The organism is Verrucomicrobiia bacterium (assembly GCA_036405135.1).
Classification (GTDB): Bacteria; Verrucomicrobiota; Verrucomicrobiia; order Limisphaerales; family JAEYXS01; genus JAEYXS01.
In genome coordinates, this window is record DASWYF010000040.1 from 164,626 (window position 1) to 183,880 (window position 19,255).

Genomic DNA, 19,255 nt, shown 5'->3' on the forward strand with positions numbered 1-19,255 from the left:
GATGGTGGGCCCAGTAGGATTTGAACCTACGACCAAGGGATTATGAGTCCCCTGCTCTAACCGCTGAGCTATAGGCCCTTGAATTGGGAGCCAACTCGACCAGATCAGACACACGGAGTGAAACGGAAATTTCCTCCCTTGTATAGAGCAATTACGCGGGGTTTGAAAATCACCCCAAATCTGTCAACGCCGTCTCCGCATCACCAAAGCGATCCATGTTCACTCCCATGCGGTCCATCACCGCCATATGCAGACGGCACAGCTTGCGATTCTCCTGCCCCGTGAAATCCAGTAAACGTCCACCCCGGATCGTCCCGCCACCACCACCCGCCATCACGATCGGCAATTGATTCGAGTCATGCGCATTACCGTCGAACAGACTCGAGCAGAACATCACCATGCTGTTATCCAGCAACGTGCGCTCACCCTCATTCGTCTGCTGCATCTTCTGCAACGCCTCGGACCAGAGCTGGATGTGATACTGATTCGCCTTTTGATACATCGCCAGACGCTCCGCGTCATTCGAGTGATGCGACAGCTCATGAAGACCGCCTTTGATGCCGCCAAGGAAGCTCAAGTTCATCTGCGAAAGATCGTTGTTCAGCATCAGCGTGGCCACGCGCGTGCGATCCATTTGGAATGCCAGCACAAGAATGTCCAGCATGAGCTTCAGATGCTCATCCGCACGGGCTGGAATGCCTGCATTGGGCCGCGCAAAAGTCGGAGCCTTCACCGATGGCTGCCAGCCCTGCCCGTTGTTCTCCTTCTTGCTGAACTCCTCCGCACGCTCGATGCGCTGCTCCAATTCTCGAACCGACGTCAGATACTCATCCAGCTTGTTCGTATCACGACGGCTTAGCTTCGTGCGCAAGCTGTTCGCATCATTCATCACCAGATCCAGCACGCTCTTGTCACGGCGACGCTGGCTCCCGTCATCGAACAACTGGTCGAACGCCTGTTGCGGATAAATCTCTTTCGGTGCTGGTGTCGTCGGGCTGCTCCACGAGACATACGCCGAGTAAATGGACGTATAACCGCTATCCGTGCTGTAACTCGGCCCTTCTGTCCCCAAGACAAGATTCTGCACCGGCGTGGCACGTCCGACCGAGCGCGCGATGATCTGGTCCATCGTGATGCCCACCTCCACATCCGTCGTCGTCTGCTTCACCTTCAACCCGGAGAGAATGTTCATCTTCGGATAATGCCCGCCCGGCCCCATCGCCGTCGTCGGATTCCAAAGCCCCTTGAACACCAGCACCTTGTCCTTCACCGGTTCCAAAGGGCTCAAAGTCTGCAGGAATTCCATCCCGTTCGGGCCATTCTTCGCGCCCCAATGATGCGGATTCACACCATTGCCCATGAAGATCGTAGCGCTACGCCGCGGAGCCGTCGTTGCTCCAGATATGGACGCCGGCTTGCCCGCCTCAGCGCCCCACACGTTGAACGATTCCAACCATGGCAGACCGAGCGCCACGCCCATGCCGCGCAAAAAGAAGCGTCGTGAAAATTGGTTGTTATCGTTCTTCATCTTTTAATCTTCGTTTTGACCCGCACCAGTTTCAAGGCTGCGAGTCGGTTTTCATCACTTTTCGCCCGTTTCTCACGACACACTGTTACTCATTGCGCCGGTTCAGGAACTGCTTGCTGTGAACCACCGTCAGCACAGCCGCGGAGAAACGTCCTTCCGATGCATTTAAATTTTTCTGCATCTCTTCGATCAACAGTTTGTCCGTCGGCAACACCGGACGACCCAGCGCAAAACCCACCAGCTTCCGGCACATCAACGCATTGAACTCCGCCTGCCGCCCTTCCAGATGTTGCTTCAATCCGGCGAAGTCATCGAACTTCGTCCCATCCTTGAACTGCGCAGACGCATCTACGGAAACCCCCACTTCATCCACCATGCGACGACGCCCCACCGCATCAAATCGCTCCAGCGCGAAGCCCAGCGGATCGATCTTGTCATGGCACGAAGCACACGCCTTGTCTGCGCGATGCCGCTCCAACCGCTCACGCAGGCTCTTCGGCTTCGTCGCATCCTCATCCAGCTTCGGTACATCATTCGGCGGCGGCGGCACCGGCGTGCCCAATACCGACTTCAACAACCAGTTACCCCGCACCACCGGACTCGTACGTTGTGGATAAGAAGTCTTCGTCAACACACTGCCCATGCCGAGCAAACCACCACGTTGATAGGCGGACACGGAGATCTTTTGAAACTCCCCGCCCTTCACATTCGGGATGCCGTAATACGTCGCCAACCGCTCATTCAAGAACGTGTAATCACCCAGCAAAATCTCCCGCACCGGCCGGTCTTCCTGCACGATGTAGCTGAAGAATTTTAACGCCTCCTCCTGCATATCCGCCCGTATCTCACTGGTGAATTGCGGATACTTGTTTTGATCCACAGACTTATGCTCATCGAAACCGTGGAACTCCAACCATTGCCCGCCGAACTCCCGCGCCATCGCCACCGTTCGCGGATCTTTCAACATCCGCTTCACTTCCCGATCCAGCACTTCCGGCTTCGCGAGACTGCCATCCGCCGCGGCCTTGCGCAGTGCTTCATCCGGCATGGATGACCACAGGAAGTAACTGAGCCTGCTCGCCAATTCCCACGATGTCACCGGATGCACATCCGTCGGCCCAACCGATTCCTCCAGCTTGAAGAGGAAGTTCGGCGACACCATCACGCGCACCAACACCTCGCGCGCCGACGATTCCTGATCCAGCTCCCGCTTCCGCGCATCATTATAGATCTTCGCGAGCTCTTGCTTCTCCGCATCCACCAAAGGCCGCCGCCAAGCCTGCGCCGTGAACTTCTCCAGATGCGCGCGCAATTTCTCATCCCACTCCGCCGTTTGCTTCGCCGGCAGATTCTTGTTCCGCACGAAACGCCAGTCCTCCAGCATCTCCACCATGTGCTTCTTCTCCGCATCCGGCAGTAACGCAGACAACTGTGCATCACTGAAATAATAAACGCCCGGTCCTTTCCCACCACGATGGAAATTCCGCGCCACTTCCTCCATACGCCGGTCGAAGATATCCGGGAAAACATTCTTCATCCGCTCAAACTCGCCCATCAACTTATGATGCACCGGCGTCGAACGCTTCCACACCGTCAATACCCCCGGCAATACATTGGTCGGATTAAGCGGAGCACCCACCGTCGCCATCCATTGCACCGATGCCGCTTCCGCCTCCGGCGAATAGATATCCAACTTGCCACTCCCACGCAGCCGCGCTGCATCTTCCGGGAACGGCAACGTCATCACCACGGGTGCTTTCACACTGATGACATTCGCTTCGACTTTCTTCCCCTGCGGATCTTTGCCAAAATACCCCGCCACTTTCTCCCCCTCCGTAATCCGCGCCTTCAACTTCTCAGCCGATAACACATTCGTCCCCTGCGCCTTCCCCGCTTCCACCGCCGTCAATGCCTCACGATCCCCCTTCAACCGCTCCTGCAACCACGCAAAATAATTCTTCTGCTTCTGTCGTGACCACTCGATGTTCAGATTCTCCAGGGTCACGAAGTCGCCCACATTCCCATCCGCCACATCACCGATGACGATGTGAACCTGATTGCTCCCCTTTGTCTCCACCAGCAGCGGCCACGCCTGGATACCATCAGAATCCTGCTGCACCCGTTGGATGCTCGCCCAGCTCCGCTTCGGATCATACCAAGACTTCCGCTGCTCATCGATCTCTGCCAACGCCGCCTTCACCGCCTCCGGCACCACTTTCAGATTCTTTGCATCCGGCCCCGGCAACTGCTGCCACGGAATACGCGTCAAATCGAGATAGCGCGATTGTGGCTCCTTGCTGTTCAGCGTGCTCCACCAATTCTCCAAAAACGCCGGATAAAGATTCCCCTCCTTCGCCAACTGCTCTAGGGACTGCGCTCCCGTTAGCTCCTTATGTTTGAACTTCCAGCACGCCAGCATGTAATCCGCCTCCCGCAGATTCTCCTCATCCTTCGGCAGATGCGGTGCCGCCATCTTCTGATACCACACATACAAAGACTGCTCTCCCTGCGCCCGCAACTGATCCGGCCCGCGCAATCCCACTCGAGAATTTTGGAAAACGATGCCCGAGCCCGGCAGAATCGTCGCATGATCCGCCAGCTTGCGCGCCGCCGTCAGATACTTGTCGAGCTGCTGCGGACTCGTGAACAGCACATCCCCGATATTCGAGAACCCCTCACCACCGCCACCATCCGGCAGAAACTCTTTTCCCAGATTATAGGAAATGCCCGTCAGATCGCGGATCGTATAATCATACTCCGCATTCGTCAGGCGACGGAGTGTCACCGGCCCCGGATCACCCGCATTCGCGCGAACCGCCTCATCCAGTGAGGCTACCAACCACTGCTGCACCTTCTTTTTATCCGCTGACTTGAGCTGCGGCTTGTTATCCGGCGGCATCTCCCCCTTTTCCATCGCGATGTTCACCCGGTTCCACAGATCGAACTCCTTCGCCACCGTCGGATCGGCGGAAAGCCGTTTAAGATCCACATCCCCCTTCGTCTTCGCGCCACCGTGACAATCGTAGCAATACTTCTCCAACGCAGGCTGAATGCTCTTCCAATCCGGCCCCTTGCCCTTGGCATCAGCAGCGGACACATCCCTAGAAACCATCATCAATACCGCGGCAAATCCGACCAATACCGCTGCAAACCGGCATCCAGCCAGTCTTTGATGGTTTTTCCATCCCGCTGTTTTTCTATCAAAATCCATGCGCATCCAGTTTATTTGACGAAACTTGCAATAAAACCTTCAACTGACGTTTCCTGCGTGATCGTTATTCACAATTCATCCAAGAACTTCCATTAAATCACGCTCCATGAGTCCTGTTCAACCTGTGATTTAGAGTGTTTTTAAAAACCACTCTAAGTGTGTCCCGCAGAGGTATTGGTGGGCTGTTTTTATGGTCAATTTGACGCAAACCTGTATCTTTGGCCAACATCACAATGCTCATTGCGGTCGTTGCCCGCTATAATCCGATGAAAAAATCATCTTTGCTGCTTTTTGCACTTCTCCTAGTAGGATTTGGTCCCAGCGTCAGCACCTTCGCCGCCGAATCAAAACCCGCCAAACCCAACGTCATCCTCATACTCATCGATGATATGGGCTGGGGCGATTTCTCCTGCTTCGGCAACAAAGACGCGAAGACCCCAAACATCGACCGCCTCGCCTCCGAAGGCATCCGCTTCACCCAATTCTACGTCAATTCCCCCATCTGCTCCCCCTCTCGCTGCGCGCTGATGACCGGCCAATACCCGCAACGCTGGAAGATCACTTCCTTCCTCAATAACCGCGCGGATAATGCCCGCCGCGGCGTCGCCAACTGGCTCGATCCCCAAGCCCCCTTCCTCGCCCGCACCTTGCGTGACGCCGGTTATGCCACCGGCCACTTCGGCAAATGGCACCTCGGCGGGCAGCGCGATGTCGATGAAGCCCCACCCATCAGTGCTTACGGTATCGACGAATCCCTCACCAATTTCGAAGGCATGGGCCCCAAGCTCCTCCCCCTCACCCTCAAGCCCGGCGATACCGAACCCGCCCGCATCTGGGGCGATGCCGAACGCCTCGGCGGCCCCGTCGTCTGGATGCAACGCTCCCGCATCACCACCGGTTTTATCGAAGCCGCCATCCCCTTCATGAACCGCGCCTCCGCCGCTGGAAAACCATTTTATGTGAACCTCTGGCCTGATGACGTCCACAGCCCCTTCTGGCCACCCGTCGATAAATGGAAACAAACCAAACGCGAGATATACTGCTCCGTGCTTGAAGAGATGGACCGCCAATTCGGCAAACTCTTCGACCACATCCGCAACACTCCCGCCCTGCGTGATAACACCCTCATCCTCATGTGCTCCGATAACGGCCCCGAGCCCGGCGCAGGCAGTGCTGGTCCTTTCCGCGGCACCAAAGGCACCTTGTATGAAGGCGGCACCCGCTCTCCACTCATCGCTTGGGCTCCCGGCCTTCAAGCAAAAGCCAAAGTCGGCACTGAGAATCAAACCTCCGTCTTCGCCGCCTTCGACCTCGCCCCTTCCATCCTCTCCCTCGCCAAAGTTCCTTTGCCCGCGAACGCAAAACTCGATGGCGAAAACATCGCCCCCATTCTCCTCGGCGAAAGCACCGCTTCAAGAACCGCCTCCATCCACTGGCGTCGCCCGCCCGATCGCAAAACCGTCGGCCCCGCCAATCCTCAACCCCTCCCCGACCTCGCCATCCGCGAAGGCGATTGGAAACTCCTCTGCAATTACGACGGCACCAAACCAGAACTCTACAATCTCGCCACTGACCACATCGAATCCACCAACGTCGCCGAACAAAACCCCGAGATCGTCGCCCGCCTCACCAAAGCCGCCGTCACCTGGCACCAATCCCTTCCACCCGATAACGGCCCCGCTCTAGGCGACCCAGCCAACGCCCCCTCCCCCAAAGCAAAAAAGAAAAATAAGTAGCCACCCCGCCGTAGCACAATACCCCGTGCCCCGGCGCTCATGGTGAGGCAAAGCTGCCGCTTTGCCCTAACTTCGGCCTTCACCGCAGCGCTCACGAAAGAACCGGCGCTATGGATAACGTGACAGATGCCAGTTCCGCTTTAATGCAAAACCAGCTTAGTGAATAGCAGCCTAGGGTTCACACCTCTCTAGCCCATTGGTCAAAAATACCGCATCAGTTCTTCAGAATTAATTGCTTATCCGATTCTGAAAAACAAAAAGCACATTCCGGCTGACGATTTGAACACTTTGGGCATCCACCGCTCCCACAACACCCATTCCCCCACCTACACCCAAAACGGCAAACTCCTCCATAACCTTCCGACCCTCACCCGCATCAAATCCCTCGCCATCCCGCCCGCTTGGCGCGATGTCTGGATAAATCCTTCCCCCACCGCCCCGCTCCAAGCCACCGGCCGCGATGCCCGTGGCCGCAAGCAATACATCTATCACCCCGACTGGCGCGCCTCCCGTGAACGCCACAAATACCGCCGCATCCTTCGCTTCGCCACGCAACTTCCTCACATCCGCCGCCGTGTCCGACACGATCTGAAACTCAAAACTCCCACGCTGCTTAAAGTCCAGGCCACCATCGTATCCCTGCTCGACCGCAGCCTCATCCGCATCGGCAATCCCGAATACGCCCGTCAGAACCGCTCCTACGGACTCACCACCCTGCGCGATTCCCAAGTCAGCATCTCCGCTCACAAGATCGCCTTCCATTTCCGTGGCAAAAGCAAAAAGATTCACGACATCGAATTGAAAGACCGCAAACTCGCCGGCATCGTCCGCCAATGCCGCGACCTCCCCGGTGAACACCTCTTCCAATACCTTGATGAAGACGGCAACCGCCACAAGATCACCTCATCCGATGTGAACCACTACCTTCGCGAACTCAGTGATGCCGAATTCAGCGCCAAAGATTTCCGCACCTGGTCGGCCACTGTCTTGATGATCTCAGAACTCCTGAAAACTGAACCCTGCACCAACATCTCCGCCACGAAGCGTACCCTGAAAGCCTGCCTCAGCTCCGTCGCCGAACGCCTCGGCAACACCCCCGCCATCTGTCGCAAATCCTACATCCACCCCATAATCCTTAAAACCTACTTAAGTAAAAACAAACTCCCCTCTCTCAAAAATACTGGCCCCATCCCTCGCGGCTTCACCAAACCAGAATCCACCGCCTTCCACCTCCTCACTAAACTCCTGCGCAAACGCGTTAAGAGTTAAGCGTAGATCATCATCAGCGCTGGAAATGCTACCTCTCGAACTCGCGAGACTTTCAAAGCTCAATGAGGGAGAGGTCGGTTCCGCCCCAAGCAGAACCGGGTGAGGAGTCAGCAGTAGCACTGGGCATCCAAAAGTTATCAATCACTTTCCTTCACAACTCCACCAGCTTCTTCAACCTCTCCAAACTGTCCTCGATCTCATGCCCCGGATCTTTCCCCACCATCTTCGCCAGCACATTTGTGAATCTTCCACCCGGCGGATCATACTCCACTGTCACTGTGACCGCCGTCGCTGTTCCACCTGCCACAGGATCGAAACGCACCGTTCCTGCATGCGCCATCTTAGTTCCTAGTTTCGTCTGCCACGCGATTAACCGTCCTGAAGTCTCATTGATGATTTCCGCATCCCAGCCGATCTCGTTTCCCATCGGTCCTTTCGCAATCCAGTGCGAGTCTGTTTGCGACTTTTGCGTCACCGATATCAGATCCGGCATGAACTTCGGAAGGTTGTCGAGTTTCCTCCAAAAGTTATACAATTCATGCGCTGGCCGATGGATGACGATGGTCCGCACCACTTTGATACCCTCCCCGCTTTCAATCACGGGAGGCCGCTCATGGGAAGTTTTTGTTGCTGGCATCCCAAATAATCAGCGAAAAACATGCCAAACCTCTGTTCACGCATCCCCGTTGCCCATGTAAGCAATTATAGAAATCAGACCTTCAGCACGTCAGGAATGATGCAATCAATCTCCTTCAAGAAAACGCAATCTGCATCAACGCGACCATGTCCACCAATGAAATGCATCCATGATTCTACTCCGTGCGAGCTTGGAAACCAGCCTCTCCGCACCACCCAACCTCATCATACATTTTCACCTCACCTGCTCCCACATCCGGGTGTACGCGTGTACCAAAGCTTCCGGAGTCGTCGCAAACGTCTGCAACTGCTCCTGCAGATGATCCATCAGTTTCAAATCATCTTCAGGAAGAGATTCCCACAATAACAGCGGCAACGTATTGAAAAGCCTCTCACGCGGGTATCTCAACGCCTCCTGACGCATCGCGATTTCTGGTCCGAAGCGGATCACATTGATCACCCAGTTCCGATACCACTTCGTCTTTGGATACTTGTTCACCGGGCTCATCGCATACTCGCGCGCCGTCGCAAAAGACTGGTTCAACCGCCGGTTCTCCAGCCACAACCACACCTTGAGCGAAAGATTTGCCAGCTCATTGAACAACGCTTTGATCTCCTTCTCGTCATTCACATTCCGCGTCGGATGCAGTTTGAATTCAACCCCTGCCGCATGATGCCTCTTCACTTCGTCCAACCACGGAAAATCCGGCAACGATTGCAACTGCTGCACACGTTCCCCGCGCTCAAGGCAGCTGCTATGATAACGCCCATACGCCGTCAGCAACGCGTCACCCATTGCAAGTTGCAACTTGGCCAGATTCCTTCCCGCAAAATCTTGTAAGAGCGTTCCATGCCGCATCCGCTCTTTCATCAGCAGTAATCCCGTGCAGCGGTTCATCAAAAGCCGCGTCCCTTCCACCATCGGGATATTGCCGGGATTTTTGTGATGCAGGCAGTTCTTGAAAAGCTCCTCCTGCCCGTAGAGCCATTTGTGCCCGACGGCAAGATCATAGAAAAACATGCTCGCCTCGCTGTTGCGAAATTTGGCCAGAGACAGGATTTTAAAGTCCACATCCACACCGGCCTGCTCACCCAGTTTTTCGCCCAATTCCCTCAATTTATCGCCGTAAAGCTTCTCATTCAGCAGTGTCACCCCGGAGATGAACACGTAAAACTCCATGTCGTTGTAGAGCGTGTCATGGTCTTGCGCATGGAAGACACCGCCCTCACCGCGGCCATATCCGCCTCCCAGCAAAACCGCCTGCAATTTCCTCAGCGGCACGATATGCCGGATTCCCTCCATCACCCCTTGGCAGATCTTCCGGATCTGGTTCTCCATCTCCATGCTGCCATCGCGGGTGAAGGTGTGTGTACTACCGGAGAGATCCGGTCCCGCGAGGCCCAGCTTGTCCATCTCAAGCGTTTGCATTTTTTACTCCTAGCTCGAAATAGCAGTTGGCATGCCATCAGCCCTGCTATTGCCACGATAAACGGTCCACCCCTCGTGGAACCCGTCATACTTCGCCTTCCGCTGCTGCCAGCGGATGCCCACCGCATGTGGCCACTCCTTCAACCGTCCATTTCGTAGGCAGTATTTGAGATCTTTGCGGCTGTCATTTGCCCAACCGAACAACACCTTCCCTGCCCAGCCGTAATCTTCCGCAGTGCCCGGCCAGACACCCGCCAACGCCTTGCCTTCACCGAAGCTCCGTTTGTAAGCCTGTGCCGTCGTGTAATTGTGCGAATGCATCGCCACCGATTCCGGCACATACACCACCTCATAGCCTTTGCTCCGGCACCAGCGCGTATACTCATCATCCTCTGAATACTGAAAACGTTCACTGAATCCGCGCTTGGCCCAAATATCTTTCCGGATGCCGCTATTCGCCATGCTGAAGAAATGATCCCACTTGTCCGCCTCACGATTCAGCCCGAAGCACCGTTCGTAATCATGCGCATACACCGCCTGACAATCAGGACGCGGTATCTGCCGCCCATACACCGCTGCCACCTGAGGATTTTGCAATCCATTCACTAGCGGCCTCAACCAGTTGTTCCCCTGTGGTGTCGCATCCGCATTGATGAATATCCCGAACTCCGAACGCGCCAGTTCCATGCCCATGTTCATGACACGAGAAGGATTATATTCGTGCGGTGCTATCTGGATAAATGTCCTCGGCTGCGCCGCCTTGATCAAATCCGCTGAACCATCCGTCGAGCCTGAATCGATCACGATCAATTCCCAATTTTGATAATCCTGGGCCTTCAACGCAGGCAACGTGTCCCGCAACGCCCACGCTTCGTTGTAAGAACGCATGATGATCGTGACCAATGGCGCATCCATTTGCATGGCCCCAATGTAATTCAATCGCTCCACCCGCATATGGGGTCTTTCGCCAATGCCCTTTTAGCAATTGACCCACTTACTGCATCTCCCTTTCTAAACTACAAGTTGCGTGTCGATTTTACTGAATGTGAATGCAGTTGTGATTGAGCCGAACACACACATGAGGAACACGCCCCATATTTCCATCGGCATCATTGCGTGGAATGAAGAAGAGTCCATTGAGGCGACTCTCGACTCCCTCTTTCGTCAATCCCTCTTCAGCCGCTTGGCGGAACAATGCCTGAGCGTGGAGATCATCTGCGCCGCCAATGGTTGCACGGATCGCACTGTGGAACTCGCCGACGCCTTCTTCAAGAAGCAGCAGGAGACCCACCCCTTCCGGCATACATTCACCACCTTGACCGCAAATCTCACCACTCGCGGCAAGACCAATGCCTGGAACGTTTTCGTCCATCAGCTCTCTGACCGGCAATCCTTTTATCTGATGCTGATGGATGCAGACATCGTCATCACCAGCCCCGATACGCTGTGGAACATGTACATGACGCTTCAGAAAAACTCTGAAGCGTCCGTTTCCGTGGATCAGCCCATCAAAGACATCGCAGTGAAAGGCCATCGCGATCTCTTCTCTCACATTTCCCTGACCACCTCGCAGATGACGCAAGCCAGCTCTGTACAGCTCACCGGTCAGCTCTACTGCATCCGTGCTGAAGTCGCCCGCCGCATCTATCTCCCGCGCGATCTCATCATTGATGACGGCTTCATCAAGAATCTCGTCTGCACCGATTTTCTCACCGTTCCATCCAATCCCAACCGCGTTGTTCTCGCTCCCGAAGCCGCCCACATCTTCGAGGCTTACATGTCTCCCTCGGCGGTGTTCCGCAATCAGAAGCGTCAGATGATCGGCCAGACCATCTTGCATGTATTAGTGGATAAAGAACTCAAAGGCTTGGCGCCGCAATGCGCTCCCGACTTCGCCACATATTTGAAAGAACGCGAACAGACCGAGCCCGATTGGCTGAAGATCGCCATTGGCGAACACATCCGCAGCCTCACGTTCTTTTGGCAGATTTTTCCTGATGCCATCAGCTTCCGCTTTAAACGCTGGCTGCGCTTGCGTCCCCTCGCTCGCATCAAGGCGTTCCCCGCCACCTGTGCCGGTTTCCTCATCAGCTTGGCGGCGACATGGTGCGCCTATCGCTTTCTCAAGAACGGTTACACCTCCTACTGGCCGGATACCCGAAGCCAGGGACTTAAAACTTTGACGCTAAACAACAACCCAAATCCTGCCGGCTAAACCGGCAAAAACAGACCCAACACACCAAGGAAAACAATATGAACGGAACCCTCTCACAAAAAGTTGGCCGCATCGTTTGCGATTTCGCTCTTCACCCGAACTATGTCCCCCGCTACATGACCCGCAGCATCATGCCGGGCCAGTCGCCTCTGGACATGGAAATCCCCTGGTTCTCTTTCGCCGCCATCGATTTTCTCGACACTTATCTGCGTCCCGACATGACCGTGTGTGAATATGGTTCCGGCGGCTCCACGGTGTTCTTCGCCCGCCGTGTCAAATCCGTCTACTCCATCGAGGACAACGCCGAATGGTTCAATCGCGTGCAAGCCAGCATTCAGCAAAAAGGACTGACGAATGCCACGATGACGTTGCAGCCCTATGATTTCAAAGATGCTGTAGACTTCGATAAATCCGGCTACCTCCATGCCATCCCTGATCAAAAATTCGATGTGATCGTGGTCGATGGCGCCGAAGAATGGACGCCGGTCCGTCCCACCTGCTTTAACCTCGCACAAAAGCACATCAAGCCCGGCGGCATCATCGTGGTGGATGATTCCTGGCGCTATGTGGCTCTGCGTGAAAGCAGCTTGGCCAAGGACATTCGCGTGTTTGAGAGTGTCGGCCCCTGCCGCCCCGGTGTGACCAGCACGGACATCTACTTCTACTAAGTCAGCGGACATGGACGCCAAGGACCTAATCGGACTGACCATTGCCACATTGGCAACGGCATTGGGGACTGTGCTGTGCAGCTTGTCACAGCGCATCCGGGAACTGGCGTTCTTCTTTCTCATCGCGGGCACCGTCGTCACAGACCGCATTGATATCAACTTCGTGAGCCACTACTGGTACCGCGGCACCACGCGTGGCTTCGAGTTCTCTCTATTGGATGTGCTGGCCATCAGCCTGCTGCTTGGCCAGCTCTTCCATCTTTTCTCCACGCGAGGACGCATATTCTGGCCCGCCAGTTTGGCTTTCATGCTCCTCTACGTCTCCTTTGCGGGGATTTCCATCCTCTTCGCTGATCCGAAGATCTATGGCCTATTTGAATTGTCCAAGATGCTGCGCTGCATCGTCGTATTCACCGCTACCGCTCTCTTCGTACGCAGTGAACGCGAATTGATGATCCTCGTCTTTGCCCTGTGTTGTATCATGGGTTTGGAGTGTCTCTTATCTATCAAGCAGCGTTATCTGAATGGAGTCTACCGTGCCACCGGCACCTTGGAACATCCGAACAGCCTCTCGATGTATGTCTGCATGGTCACCCCGTTGCTAGTGGCTGCTTACACATCGAACATCACAAAATACCTTCGCTGGATGTGTTTCGCGGCCATTGGTTGCGCCTGCCTTTCCATACTCCTCACTCTTTCGCGAGCTGGGATTCCCATCTTTGCGATGATCATGCTGGGTACTATGGCTCTGTGCGGTTCGTGGAAGATCACGATCCAAAAAATCGCCATCGGTGTTGCCGCCCTGATGGTCGTCAGTTTCATCACCTACAAGTCATGGGACTCGCTGCAAGCTCGCTTCGGTGAAGCCTCCTTTCACGACGAGTATCTGGATACGGAAAAAGAAGGACGCGGCGTTTACCTGCGCATCGCCTGGACCATTCTACAAGACAAGCCTTTCGGCGTCGGCCTGAACAACTGGTCATACTGGGTCAGCAAAACTTACGGTGAACAGGTCGGCCTGTGGTATGAAGACTACGATGACCTCGAATACCAGCCGGATAAGGTGAACCTCCCCAGCTTCCACTACGCCGCTCCCGCCCACAATCTCATGGCTCTCACTGCCGGTGAACTGGGCTTCATCGGTCTAGGACTCTTCTTGCTGCTTTGGGCTCGCTGGTTCTGGATGGGGCAAGTCTTCATCTGGCGTCGCGCTCAGACCACCATTCATCGCTTTGGTGTAGGGCTGTTCTTCGGCGTAATGGGCGTCTTCTTGCAAAGCGTTACTGAATGGACCTATCGCCAGACCGCCATCGCTTTCGCTTTCCATATTTTCCTCGGAACTTTGGCCAGTCTCTACTACTGGCGGAAACACACAACACCAGCACCAACTCGTCGCGTCGCCGTTCGACAGGCTCCGCGTGAAGAGGAATATGAATTGGTGACTGCGGGTGAAAGGGAATGACCTATGCGCATCGCTCACGTCTTGCGTAAATACAATCCGGCGGAATGGGGCGGCACAGAAACCGCCCTTCAACGTCTCTTCAACTCACTGCGCCATCAGCACATCGACTCCGTAGTCTACTGTCCCAAGATCGAGACCGGCCAGCTTCCGGACCCTTTCAAGGAATGCGGCTGCGAAGTGAAGCGTTTCAATGCCTGCGTGCCTGTCTGGGGCATCTCACGTCAGCGCCGTTGCCAGCTCGTTTCCGTGGGCGGCAACCTCATGTCCTTCGATCTGCTTGGCTCATTGTGGCAAGATCGCGACCTCGCACTCGTGCATGCGCATACCATGGGCCGCATCGGGGCCATCGGCAACCTTGTTGCTAAACGCCGCAAGATCCCTTTCGTCATCACCGTGCACGGTGGTCTTTTGGATTTGCCTCCGCAATTGAAAGCCAGCTTCGAAAATCCTCAATCTGATGGTGTGGAATGGGGCAAAGCCTTCGGTTTCTTTCTGCGCACACGGCATCTCGTGGATGAAGCGGATGCCATTGTCACGTGCAATCCACGTGAAGCTGAGCTGCTCAAAGCCAAGCACCCCAAGCAACGCATCATCACCCAGCCGCACGGCGTGGTGGCAGAAGCCTATCGTGTGAATCATCGCGATGCCGCTCTCATGGCCTTCCCTCAGATCCATTGCAAAGAAATCCTGCTTTGTGTCGGCCGGGTCGATCCGGTGAAGAACCAAGGCTGGCTCACCCAGCAAGCCCCGGAGTTTCTTAAACGTCATCCTGGCGCCGTTCTCGTATTCCTTGGCTCTTGCACGGATGCCGCTTATGGCGAACAGATTGATCGCGATATCAAGCAACTTGGCCTGCAAGACCGAGTGTTCATGTTCGGTGGGTTTCAACCGCAAGACCCGCGCTTGATCGGCCTTCTCCAACTCGCCCAGGTCGTCTTGGTTCCTTCCGTTTCCGAAACCTTCGGCATCGTTATTTTGGAAGCATGGGCCGCAGGTGCCCCCGTGATTGCCAGTCGCACCTCCGGTGCTCTATCCCTGATGAAAGATCATGAAAACGGCTGGTTGTTCGACCTGCAAAAACCGGAGGAATTCCATGCCGCCTTGGACGAAGCCATGCTGAAGCCCGACCTCGCTGCGGAATACGCCGCCAAAGGTGGGCAGCTCGTGGATGAGAAATATGATGCCGGCGTCCTCGCTTTGGGCATGAAACGTTTTTACGAAACCCTGATCGAAGAAAAACATGCACTACGTGATTCTTCGCGATGACGATACAAACGCGTTTACTCCGGTCGAGTATCTGGAAAGGCTCTATCGCCCTTTCCTAAATCGCGGCCTGCCAGTGAACTTGGCCACTATTCCGTCCGTTCGCAGTGATGTCACTTTGCCCGATGGTTCTCCGGAAGGTTATCTGCTGGCAAAAGGCCAGAACTCTCCCCCCTTCGCACCGCTGACGGATAATCCTAAGCTCGTTGACTACCTGCACAAGAACGACGGTTACCAAGTCTTGCAGCACGGCTGTCATCACGACACTTGGGAGTTCGATCTCAAGAACCGCAGTGAAATCATCTCACGTCTGCAACATGGAGCCAAATGCCTCGCGGATGCGGGCTTCTCCCAACCAAGCACATTCGTCGCTCCACACGATAAACTCTCCAAAGAATCTTACGAAGAACTGGTGAAACGCTTCTCCGTCGTTTCCACCGGTTGGTTCGAGCTGCGCCGACTGCCCACCGTTTGGTGGCCGCAATTTCTTTGGAAGAAAGTGAATCGCCATCCCCATTGGCAGGTGGATCAAACCCTCCTTCTCTCCCATCCCGGCTGCCTGCTTTCCTGCTACCGTTCTTACGATACCATGCTGGATCGCATTGGTGAAGCTATCGATCGCCAACCCGTTACTGTCCTAGTGACTCACTGGTGGGAATACTTTCGCAATAATACCCCAGACGATCGTTTTATCGAAGTCCTCCATCGTACGGCAGATTACCTCGCCAGCCGGTCCGATGTCCGCGTGATCTCCTTCAGCGAACTGGCCAAGAACCGCCCAGTGTTAAACTGAAGCGCTCCCCTTCAAGGCGGACAGATCTTCATTTGTCATTCGACATTACTCATTCCTTGGTCATTCGACCTTCGTCATCGGTCATTCCAAAATACACCGGCCCGGCAGACCTCATTGTCTGCCGGGCCCGACTTCCGCAAAGACATTTTAAGCCGCGACCGGCACACGCACCGGCTCCGCTGCACGTCCGCTATTCGCCGCGTGTGCTTCCAAGGCGTCTCGCTCCATCAAGTTATACATATGCGGAATGGCATTGATACGATCCGGCACTTCATCCTGATTCGTGAACATGGCCGCATAACTGTGCTTGTCATCCGGATGATATCCATGCATCGCGCGGATCGGCCTCTCGCCCATATGGCTCGGCACGATCAAGACACCTTCCTGCACGAGGAAGATCATCTCACCGAATTGATGATCCGGGAAGTACGTCCCCAAAGTCTGCAGCTCGACGTTCGTAAGAATGCGCCCTTCCTGCACTTCATTCAGCGCATTGGTGACAAAGCGTTTCGCCTGGTCGTTGAAGAACCAGAAACGCGCCATCGTGGAGTCATACACCACCGCATAGTCCTTCTCCATCTTGATGGGCAGCTTGTTGATCACTGCTTGCAGGTCGAGGTGTTTGTCGCAATTCGCCATGCCATGATCGCTGAAAACGTAGAGACGCACTTCGTCGTAATTCGCCTCCGCTTCCTTCATCAAGCGGTCCATCCACAATTCATAGGCGCGCAGCTTCTCGGGGACTTTGGGCGAATTATTTCCCACCATGTGCATCAAACCATCCAGCGCCGGCCAATAAAGGAATGCGAAATCAATGCTCTGCTTGCGGATATCCACCAGCAGGTCCTCAAGATTCTGTTCCTCGGTCTGCTCCGGCTTGCTCACATGATACGGGATGCCCTGCCCGCTCAGGAAATCGAAGATGTTGCTTCCCTGGTTCATCCCCTTCGGCTGCAGCGGACTCTTCTTCTCCGTGAAATCAAAGAGCGAGATGTATTTGAACGGGATGTTGTAGAGATCAAAGTAGCCTTTGAAATCCAGCTTCCACTTCACCAGCTTGCTCAGCCAGCGGCGGAAGATGCGGCGGCTGGTGACCGCTTTCGGCAGCCAGCTCAAAGGTTTCAAGAACTTGAACGGCGAATTCACCGGATCATGGACGAAGTAGCACCAGTTACGATGTGCTGAAGGCCATGCGCCGGAAAGGATCGAAGGGATGCACGCCGAGCTGTATCCGAATACAGAAGTCAGCGGACGCCGGTACGGCGCGTGCAATCGCAGGAACGGATCCTTCTTCACGATCTCCCACCCGCATGCGTCGATGAATACAAACAGGGGCAGTATCTTTTTCATGTGTGTTTTGATGTATGGGATTAACGGCTGTGAGCTTCCGCCATTTCGACGGTCAATACCGGACGCTTCACAATCTCGAAGATGCGATGCATCCTAGTAAGTTCGAGGATTTGTTGCACGGACGGCTGTGGATTCACCACGCGCAACGGTACATCGCCATGACGGTTGCAAGCGGTCTTGTGGATCATGAGCAAGGCACCCAGGCCGTGACTGTCCACGAAGCTGGTTTCGGAGAAATCCACTTCGATCGCTTTCAAGTCAGCCGCCATGGCTGATTGCATTTCCTCTTGGAAGAGATCGGCGTTGGTGGCGCCCAATTGTTGCAACTTAGTGGCATTCAGTGTGCCGTCTTGTTGTGATATTTTCATACGACTTAAAGTTCAGGTTCAGCTTTGGCTAGGTTCCGCATAACGCACGGGAAACGGTATGATTTCCCGGAACGTTGAACGGATCGCATTGAGCGGCCGGCCAAATACGACCGCATAAAAGATTGAAACATCCATCTGGCGCGTGCTGCGCACAGCGTAGTAGCAAGAATGTGCCCGGGCCTTTTCACCGAAGCGCTCGGTGTTGGGCGCTGCATCAGCGAGGGAGATGACGCCTGTAGGAACAGTCAGCCACAGTTTCTCAAAATCACGATTCAACTCATTCGCGTCATCTGGACTGAGGGGCCGATTGCCGATGAGCGCGAAGCGCCCGCATACAGCATCCCAAAGCTGCGGCCAACGGCGAATCCATCCGAAACGGCTTGGCACTTCAAAGTAGCTCATTGTCTCGCCCGGCCGGTCAGCCGGTGTCAGACAAGGTTTCACTGCAATTTTCATGCGCAGATACGCACGCCCATTTACAATCGACCGCGCCATCGCCAGAAAGGCACACGGAGCGATGGCTGCGAGCAATCCCGCCGCAGCTGCCCTGCCCCACAAAGATGGCTCCACAGGCTGGATTTCCTCTTCATCTAAAGAACTCAAAAGAAACTCATCAGGCACCTTTGCTACCGTGCCATCAGGCATGTGTATCAAGGTGTTGCCATGCGCGATGGATTTCTTGATCTCGGTGAATTCACCCACGAGCGTTTCATTCATTACCACGCTATGCGCCACCTCCGCCCCCTTCTCCACGCACACCCCATCTTCGATGATTGCATACGGCCCTACCACGGCATCTTCCTCGATCACCACATTCGCACCGATCCAGCAAGGGGCGACGATCTGAGCCTTCGGCGATATCGCATCATGCAATCCTGTCCACACACCAGGTTGCGTTTCGCGCACGCCGATACGCGGTTCAGTGGCCGTCTTCGGCATCAGTTTCAAAATTGCCGCGAACCAAGTCTCATAATCCATGAAGAGCTTTTCAGCAGTGGCTGATGGCATTGCATCCATCACTTCCACGAGTGTGGCCTCATTGCTTTGAGCAATGAATTGTTTGGCCTCCTCCCCTGTCAGCTCATGCGTCACCGGGCAAACCTCAGTCTTCACCCCCCAACGTTCCCCTTCACCCACATATTCCCGCACTGCGCTCGGACGATCCGCCACCAGCAATATGGCCTCGGTGATGTTGCTGGAGGACAGATGCTCCATCCAGTAATCCAGCAGGCTCTTTCCCAGCATCGGAACCAGCACGAGCGGCTTGGTTTCGTGAAGGGCCGCGACTGCGGCGCGTTCAGCAGGGCATATGAGGATGGCTTTCATC

15 protein-coding genes and 1 tRNA gene are annotated in these 19,255 nt (G+C 55.1%); 7 read left to right on the forward strand and 9 right to left on the reverse strand.

What is annotated here, in order from left to right; all coding sequences use genetic code 11:
- Nucleotides 1–2: 2 nt before the first annotated feature.
- The 3 genes from VGH19_19935 to VGH19_19945 form a co-directional block, all read right to left on the reverse strand.
- Nucleotides 3–78 (reverse strand) — tRNA-Ile (locus VGH19_19935).
- Nucleotides 79–169: 91 nt separating this feature from the next.
- The gene (locus tag VGH19_19940; GenBank protein HEY1173646.1) at nt 170–1,528 is read right to left on the reverse strand and encodes a DUF1552 domain-containing protein; all 1,359 of its coding nucleotides are present in this window, start codon (nt 1,526–1,528) and stop codon (nt 170–172) included.
- Nucleotides 1,529–1,613: 85 nt separating this feature from the next.
- Nucleotides 1,614–4,739, reverse strand: coding sequence for a DUF1592 domain-containing protein (locus tag VGH19_19945; protein ID HEY1173647.1), 3,126 nt, complete (start codon nt 4,737–4,739; stop codon nt 1,614–1,616).
- Between the two features lie 266 nt (nt 4,740–5,005).
- Between VGH19_19945 and VGH19_19950 the strand changes: the two genes are divergently transcribed.
- Together VGH19_19950 and VGH19_19955 are read left to right on the forward strand one after the other, a co-directional pair.
- On the forward strand, nt 5,006–6,475 hold the full coding sequence (locus VGH19_19950) for a sulfatase-like hydrolase/transferase (GenBank protein ID HEY1173648.1): 1,470 nt from the start codon (nt 5,006–5,008) through the stop codon (nt 6,473–6,475).
- Between the two features lie 279 nt (nt 6,476–6,754).
- Nucleotides 6,755–7,744, forward strand: coding sequence for a DNA topoisomerase IB (locus VGH19_19955; protein HEY1173649.1), 990 nt, complete (start codon nt 6,755–6,757; stop codon nt 7,742–7,744).
- Between the two features lie 151 nt (nt 7,745–7,895).
- Here the strand turns inward: VGH19_19955 and VGH19_19960 are convergent, their stop codons facing one another.
- From VGH19_19960 to VGH19_19970, 3 genes are all read right to left on the reverse strand, one after another.
- Nucleotides 7,896–8,381: an SRPBCC family protein gene (locus VGH19_19960; GenBank protein HEY1173650.1), complete on the reverse strand. Its 486-nt coding sequence runs from the start codon at nt 8,379–8,381 to the stop codon at nt 7,896–7,898.
- 234 nt (nt 8,382–8,615) lie between these two features.
- Nucleotides 8,616–9,809, reverse strand: coding sequence for a hypothetical protein (locus VGH19_19965; protein ID HEY1173651.1), 1,194 nt, complete (start codon nt 9,807–9,809; stop codon nt 8,616–8,618).
- 9 nt (nt 9,810–9,818) lie between these two features.
- A complete protein-coding gene (locus VGH19_19970; GenBank protein HEY1173652.1) occupies nt 9,819–10,730 on the reverse strand; it encodes a glycosyltransferase in 912 nt (303 codons plus the stop codon).
- A 157-nt stretch (nt 10,731–10,887) separates the two neighbouring features.
- Here VGH19_19970 and VGH19_19975 point away from each other — a divergent pair, with 157 nt between their 5' ends.
- The 5 genes from VGH19_19975 to VGH19_19995 are packed head-to-tail and all read left to right on the forward strand — an operon-like array spanning nt 10,888 to nt 16,210.
- Nucleotides 10,888–12,024 carry a glycosyltransferase gene (locus VGH19_19975; GenBank protein ID HEY1173653.1) on the forward strand — a complete coding sequence of 379 codons (1,137 nt, stop codon included), beginning with the start codon at nt 10,888–10,890 and terminating at the stop codon, nt 12,022–12,024.
- A 38-nt stretch (nt 12,025–12,062) separates the two neighbouring features.
- Nucleotides 12,063–12,692, forward strand: coding sequence for a class I SAM-dependent methyltransferase (locus tag VGH19_19980; GenBank protein HEY1173654.1), 630 nt, complete (start codon nt 12,063–12,065; stop codon nt 12,690–12,692).
- A 10-nt stretch (nt 12,693–12,702) separates the two neighbouring features.
- The gene (locus VGH19_19985) at nt 12,703–14,154 is read left to right on the forward strand and encodes an O-antigen ligase family protein (GenBank protein ID HEY1173655.1); all 1,452 of its coding nucleotides are present in this window, start codon (nt 12,703–12,705) and stop codon (nt 14,152–14,154) included.
- Between the two features lie 3 nt (nt 14,155–14,157).
- Nucleotides 14,158–15,420, forward strand: a complete 1,263-nt coding sequence (locus VGH19_19990) for a glycosyltransferase family 4 protein (GenBank protein HEY1173656.1) — start codon at nt 14,158–14,160, stop codon at nt 15,418–15,420.
- Complete coding sequence (locus VGH19_19995) at nt 15,395–16,210, forward strand: DUF2334 domain-containing protein (GenBank protein ID HEY1173657.1); 816 nt, start codon at nt 15,395–15,397, stop codon at nt 16,208–16,210. The genes VGH19_19990 and VGH19_19995 overlap by 26 nt, the downstream gene beginning before the upstream one ends.
- Before the next feature lie 147 nt (nt 16,211–16,357).
- On the opposite strand, the gene VGH19_20000 is transcribed toward VGH19_19995, so the two are convergent.
- The 3 genes from VGH19_20000 to VGH19_20010 are packed head-to-tail and all read right to left on the reverse strand — an operon-like array spanning nt 16,358 to nt 19,254.
- Nucleotides 16,358–17,560 (reverse strand): alkaline phosphatase family protein, encoded by a 1,203-nt coding sequence (locus VGH19_20000; GenBank protein ID HEY1173658.1) that lies wholly within the window; start codon nt 17,558–17,560, stop codon nt 16,358–16,360.
- 20 nt (nt 17,561–17,580) lie between these two features.
- A complete protein-coding gene (locus tag VGH19_20005) occupies nt 17,581–17,928 on the reverse strand; it encodes an STAS domain-containing protein (GenBank protein ID HEY1173659.1) in 348 nt (115 codons plus the stop codon).
- 18 nt (nt 17,929–17,946) lie between these two features.
- The gene (locus VGH19_20010; protein HEY1173660.1) at nt 17,947–19,254 is read right to left on the reverse strand and encodes a hypothetical protein; all 1,308 of its coding nucleotides are present in this window, start codon (nt 19,252–19,254) and stop codon (nt 17,947–17,949) included.
- Nucleotide 19,255 lies beyond the last annotated feature (1 nt).

Excerpts from the sequence above, each read along its gene's own strand:
- VGH19_19945 (HEY1173647.1), bottom strand. The coding sequence starts at position 4,739 with ATGGATTTTGATAGAAAAACAGCGGGATGGAAAAACCATCAAAGACTG.
- VGH19_20005 (HEY1173659.1), bottom strand. The coding sequence starts at position 17,928 with ATGAAAATATCACAACAAGACGGCACACTGAATGCCACTAAGTTGCAA.
- VGH19_19990 (HEY1173656.1), top strand. The coding sequence starts at position 14,158 with ATGCGCATCGCTCACGTCTTGCGTAAATACAATCCGGCGGAATGGGGC.
- VGH19_19995 (HEY1173657.1), top strand. The coding sequence starts at position 15,395 with ATGCACTACGTGATTCTTCGCGATGACGATACAAACGCGTTTACTCCG.
- VGH19_19970 (HEY1173652.1), bottom strand. The coding sequence starts at position 10,730 with ATGCAAATGGATGCGCCATTGGTCACGATCATCATGCGTTCTTACAAC.
- VGH19_19980 (HEY1173654.1), top strand. The coding sequence starts at position 12,063 with ATGAACGGAACCCTCTCACAAAAAGTTGGCCGCATCGTTTGCGATTTC.
- VGH19_19960 (HEY1173650.1), bottom strand. The coding sequence starts at position 8,381 with ATGCCAGCAACAAAAACTTCCCATGAGCGGCCTCCCGTGATTGAAAGC.
- VGH19_19950 (HEY1173648.1), top strand. The coding sequence starts at position 5,006 with ATGAAAAAATCATCTTTGCTGCTTTTTGCACTTCTCCTAGTAGGATTT.
- VGH19_19975 (HEY1173653.1), top strand. The coding sequence starts at position 10,888 with ATGAGGAACACGCCCCATATTTCCATCGGCATCATTGCGTGGAATGAA.
- VGH19_19940 (HEY1173646.1), bottom strand. The coding sequence starts at position 1,528 with ATGAAGAACGATAACAACCAATTTTCACGACGCTTCTTTTTGCGCGGC.
- VGH19_20000 (HEY1173658.1), bottom strand. The coding sequence starts at position 17,560 with ATGAAAAAGATACTGCCCCTGTTTGTATTCATCGACGCATGCGGGTGG.
- VGH19_19965 (HEY1173651.1), bottom strand. The coding sequence starts at position 9,809 with ATGCAAACGCTTGAGATGGACAAGCTGGGCCTCGCGGGACCGGATCTC.
- VGH19_19985 (HEY1173655.1), top strand. The coding sequence starts at position 12,703 with ATGGACGCCAAGGACCTAATCGGACTGACCATTGCCACATTGGCAACG.
- VGH19_20010 (HEY1173660.1), bottom strand. The coding sequence starts at position 19,254 with ATGAAAGCCATCCTCATATGCCCTGCTGAACGCGCCGCAGTCGCGGCC.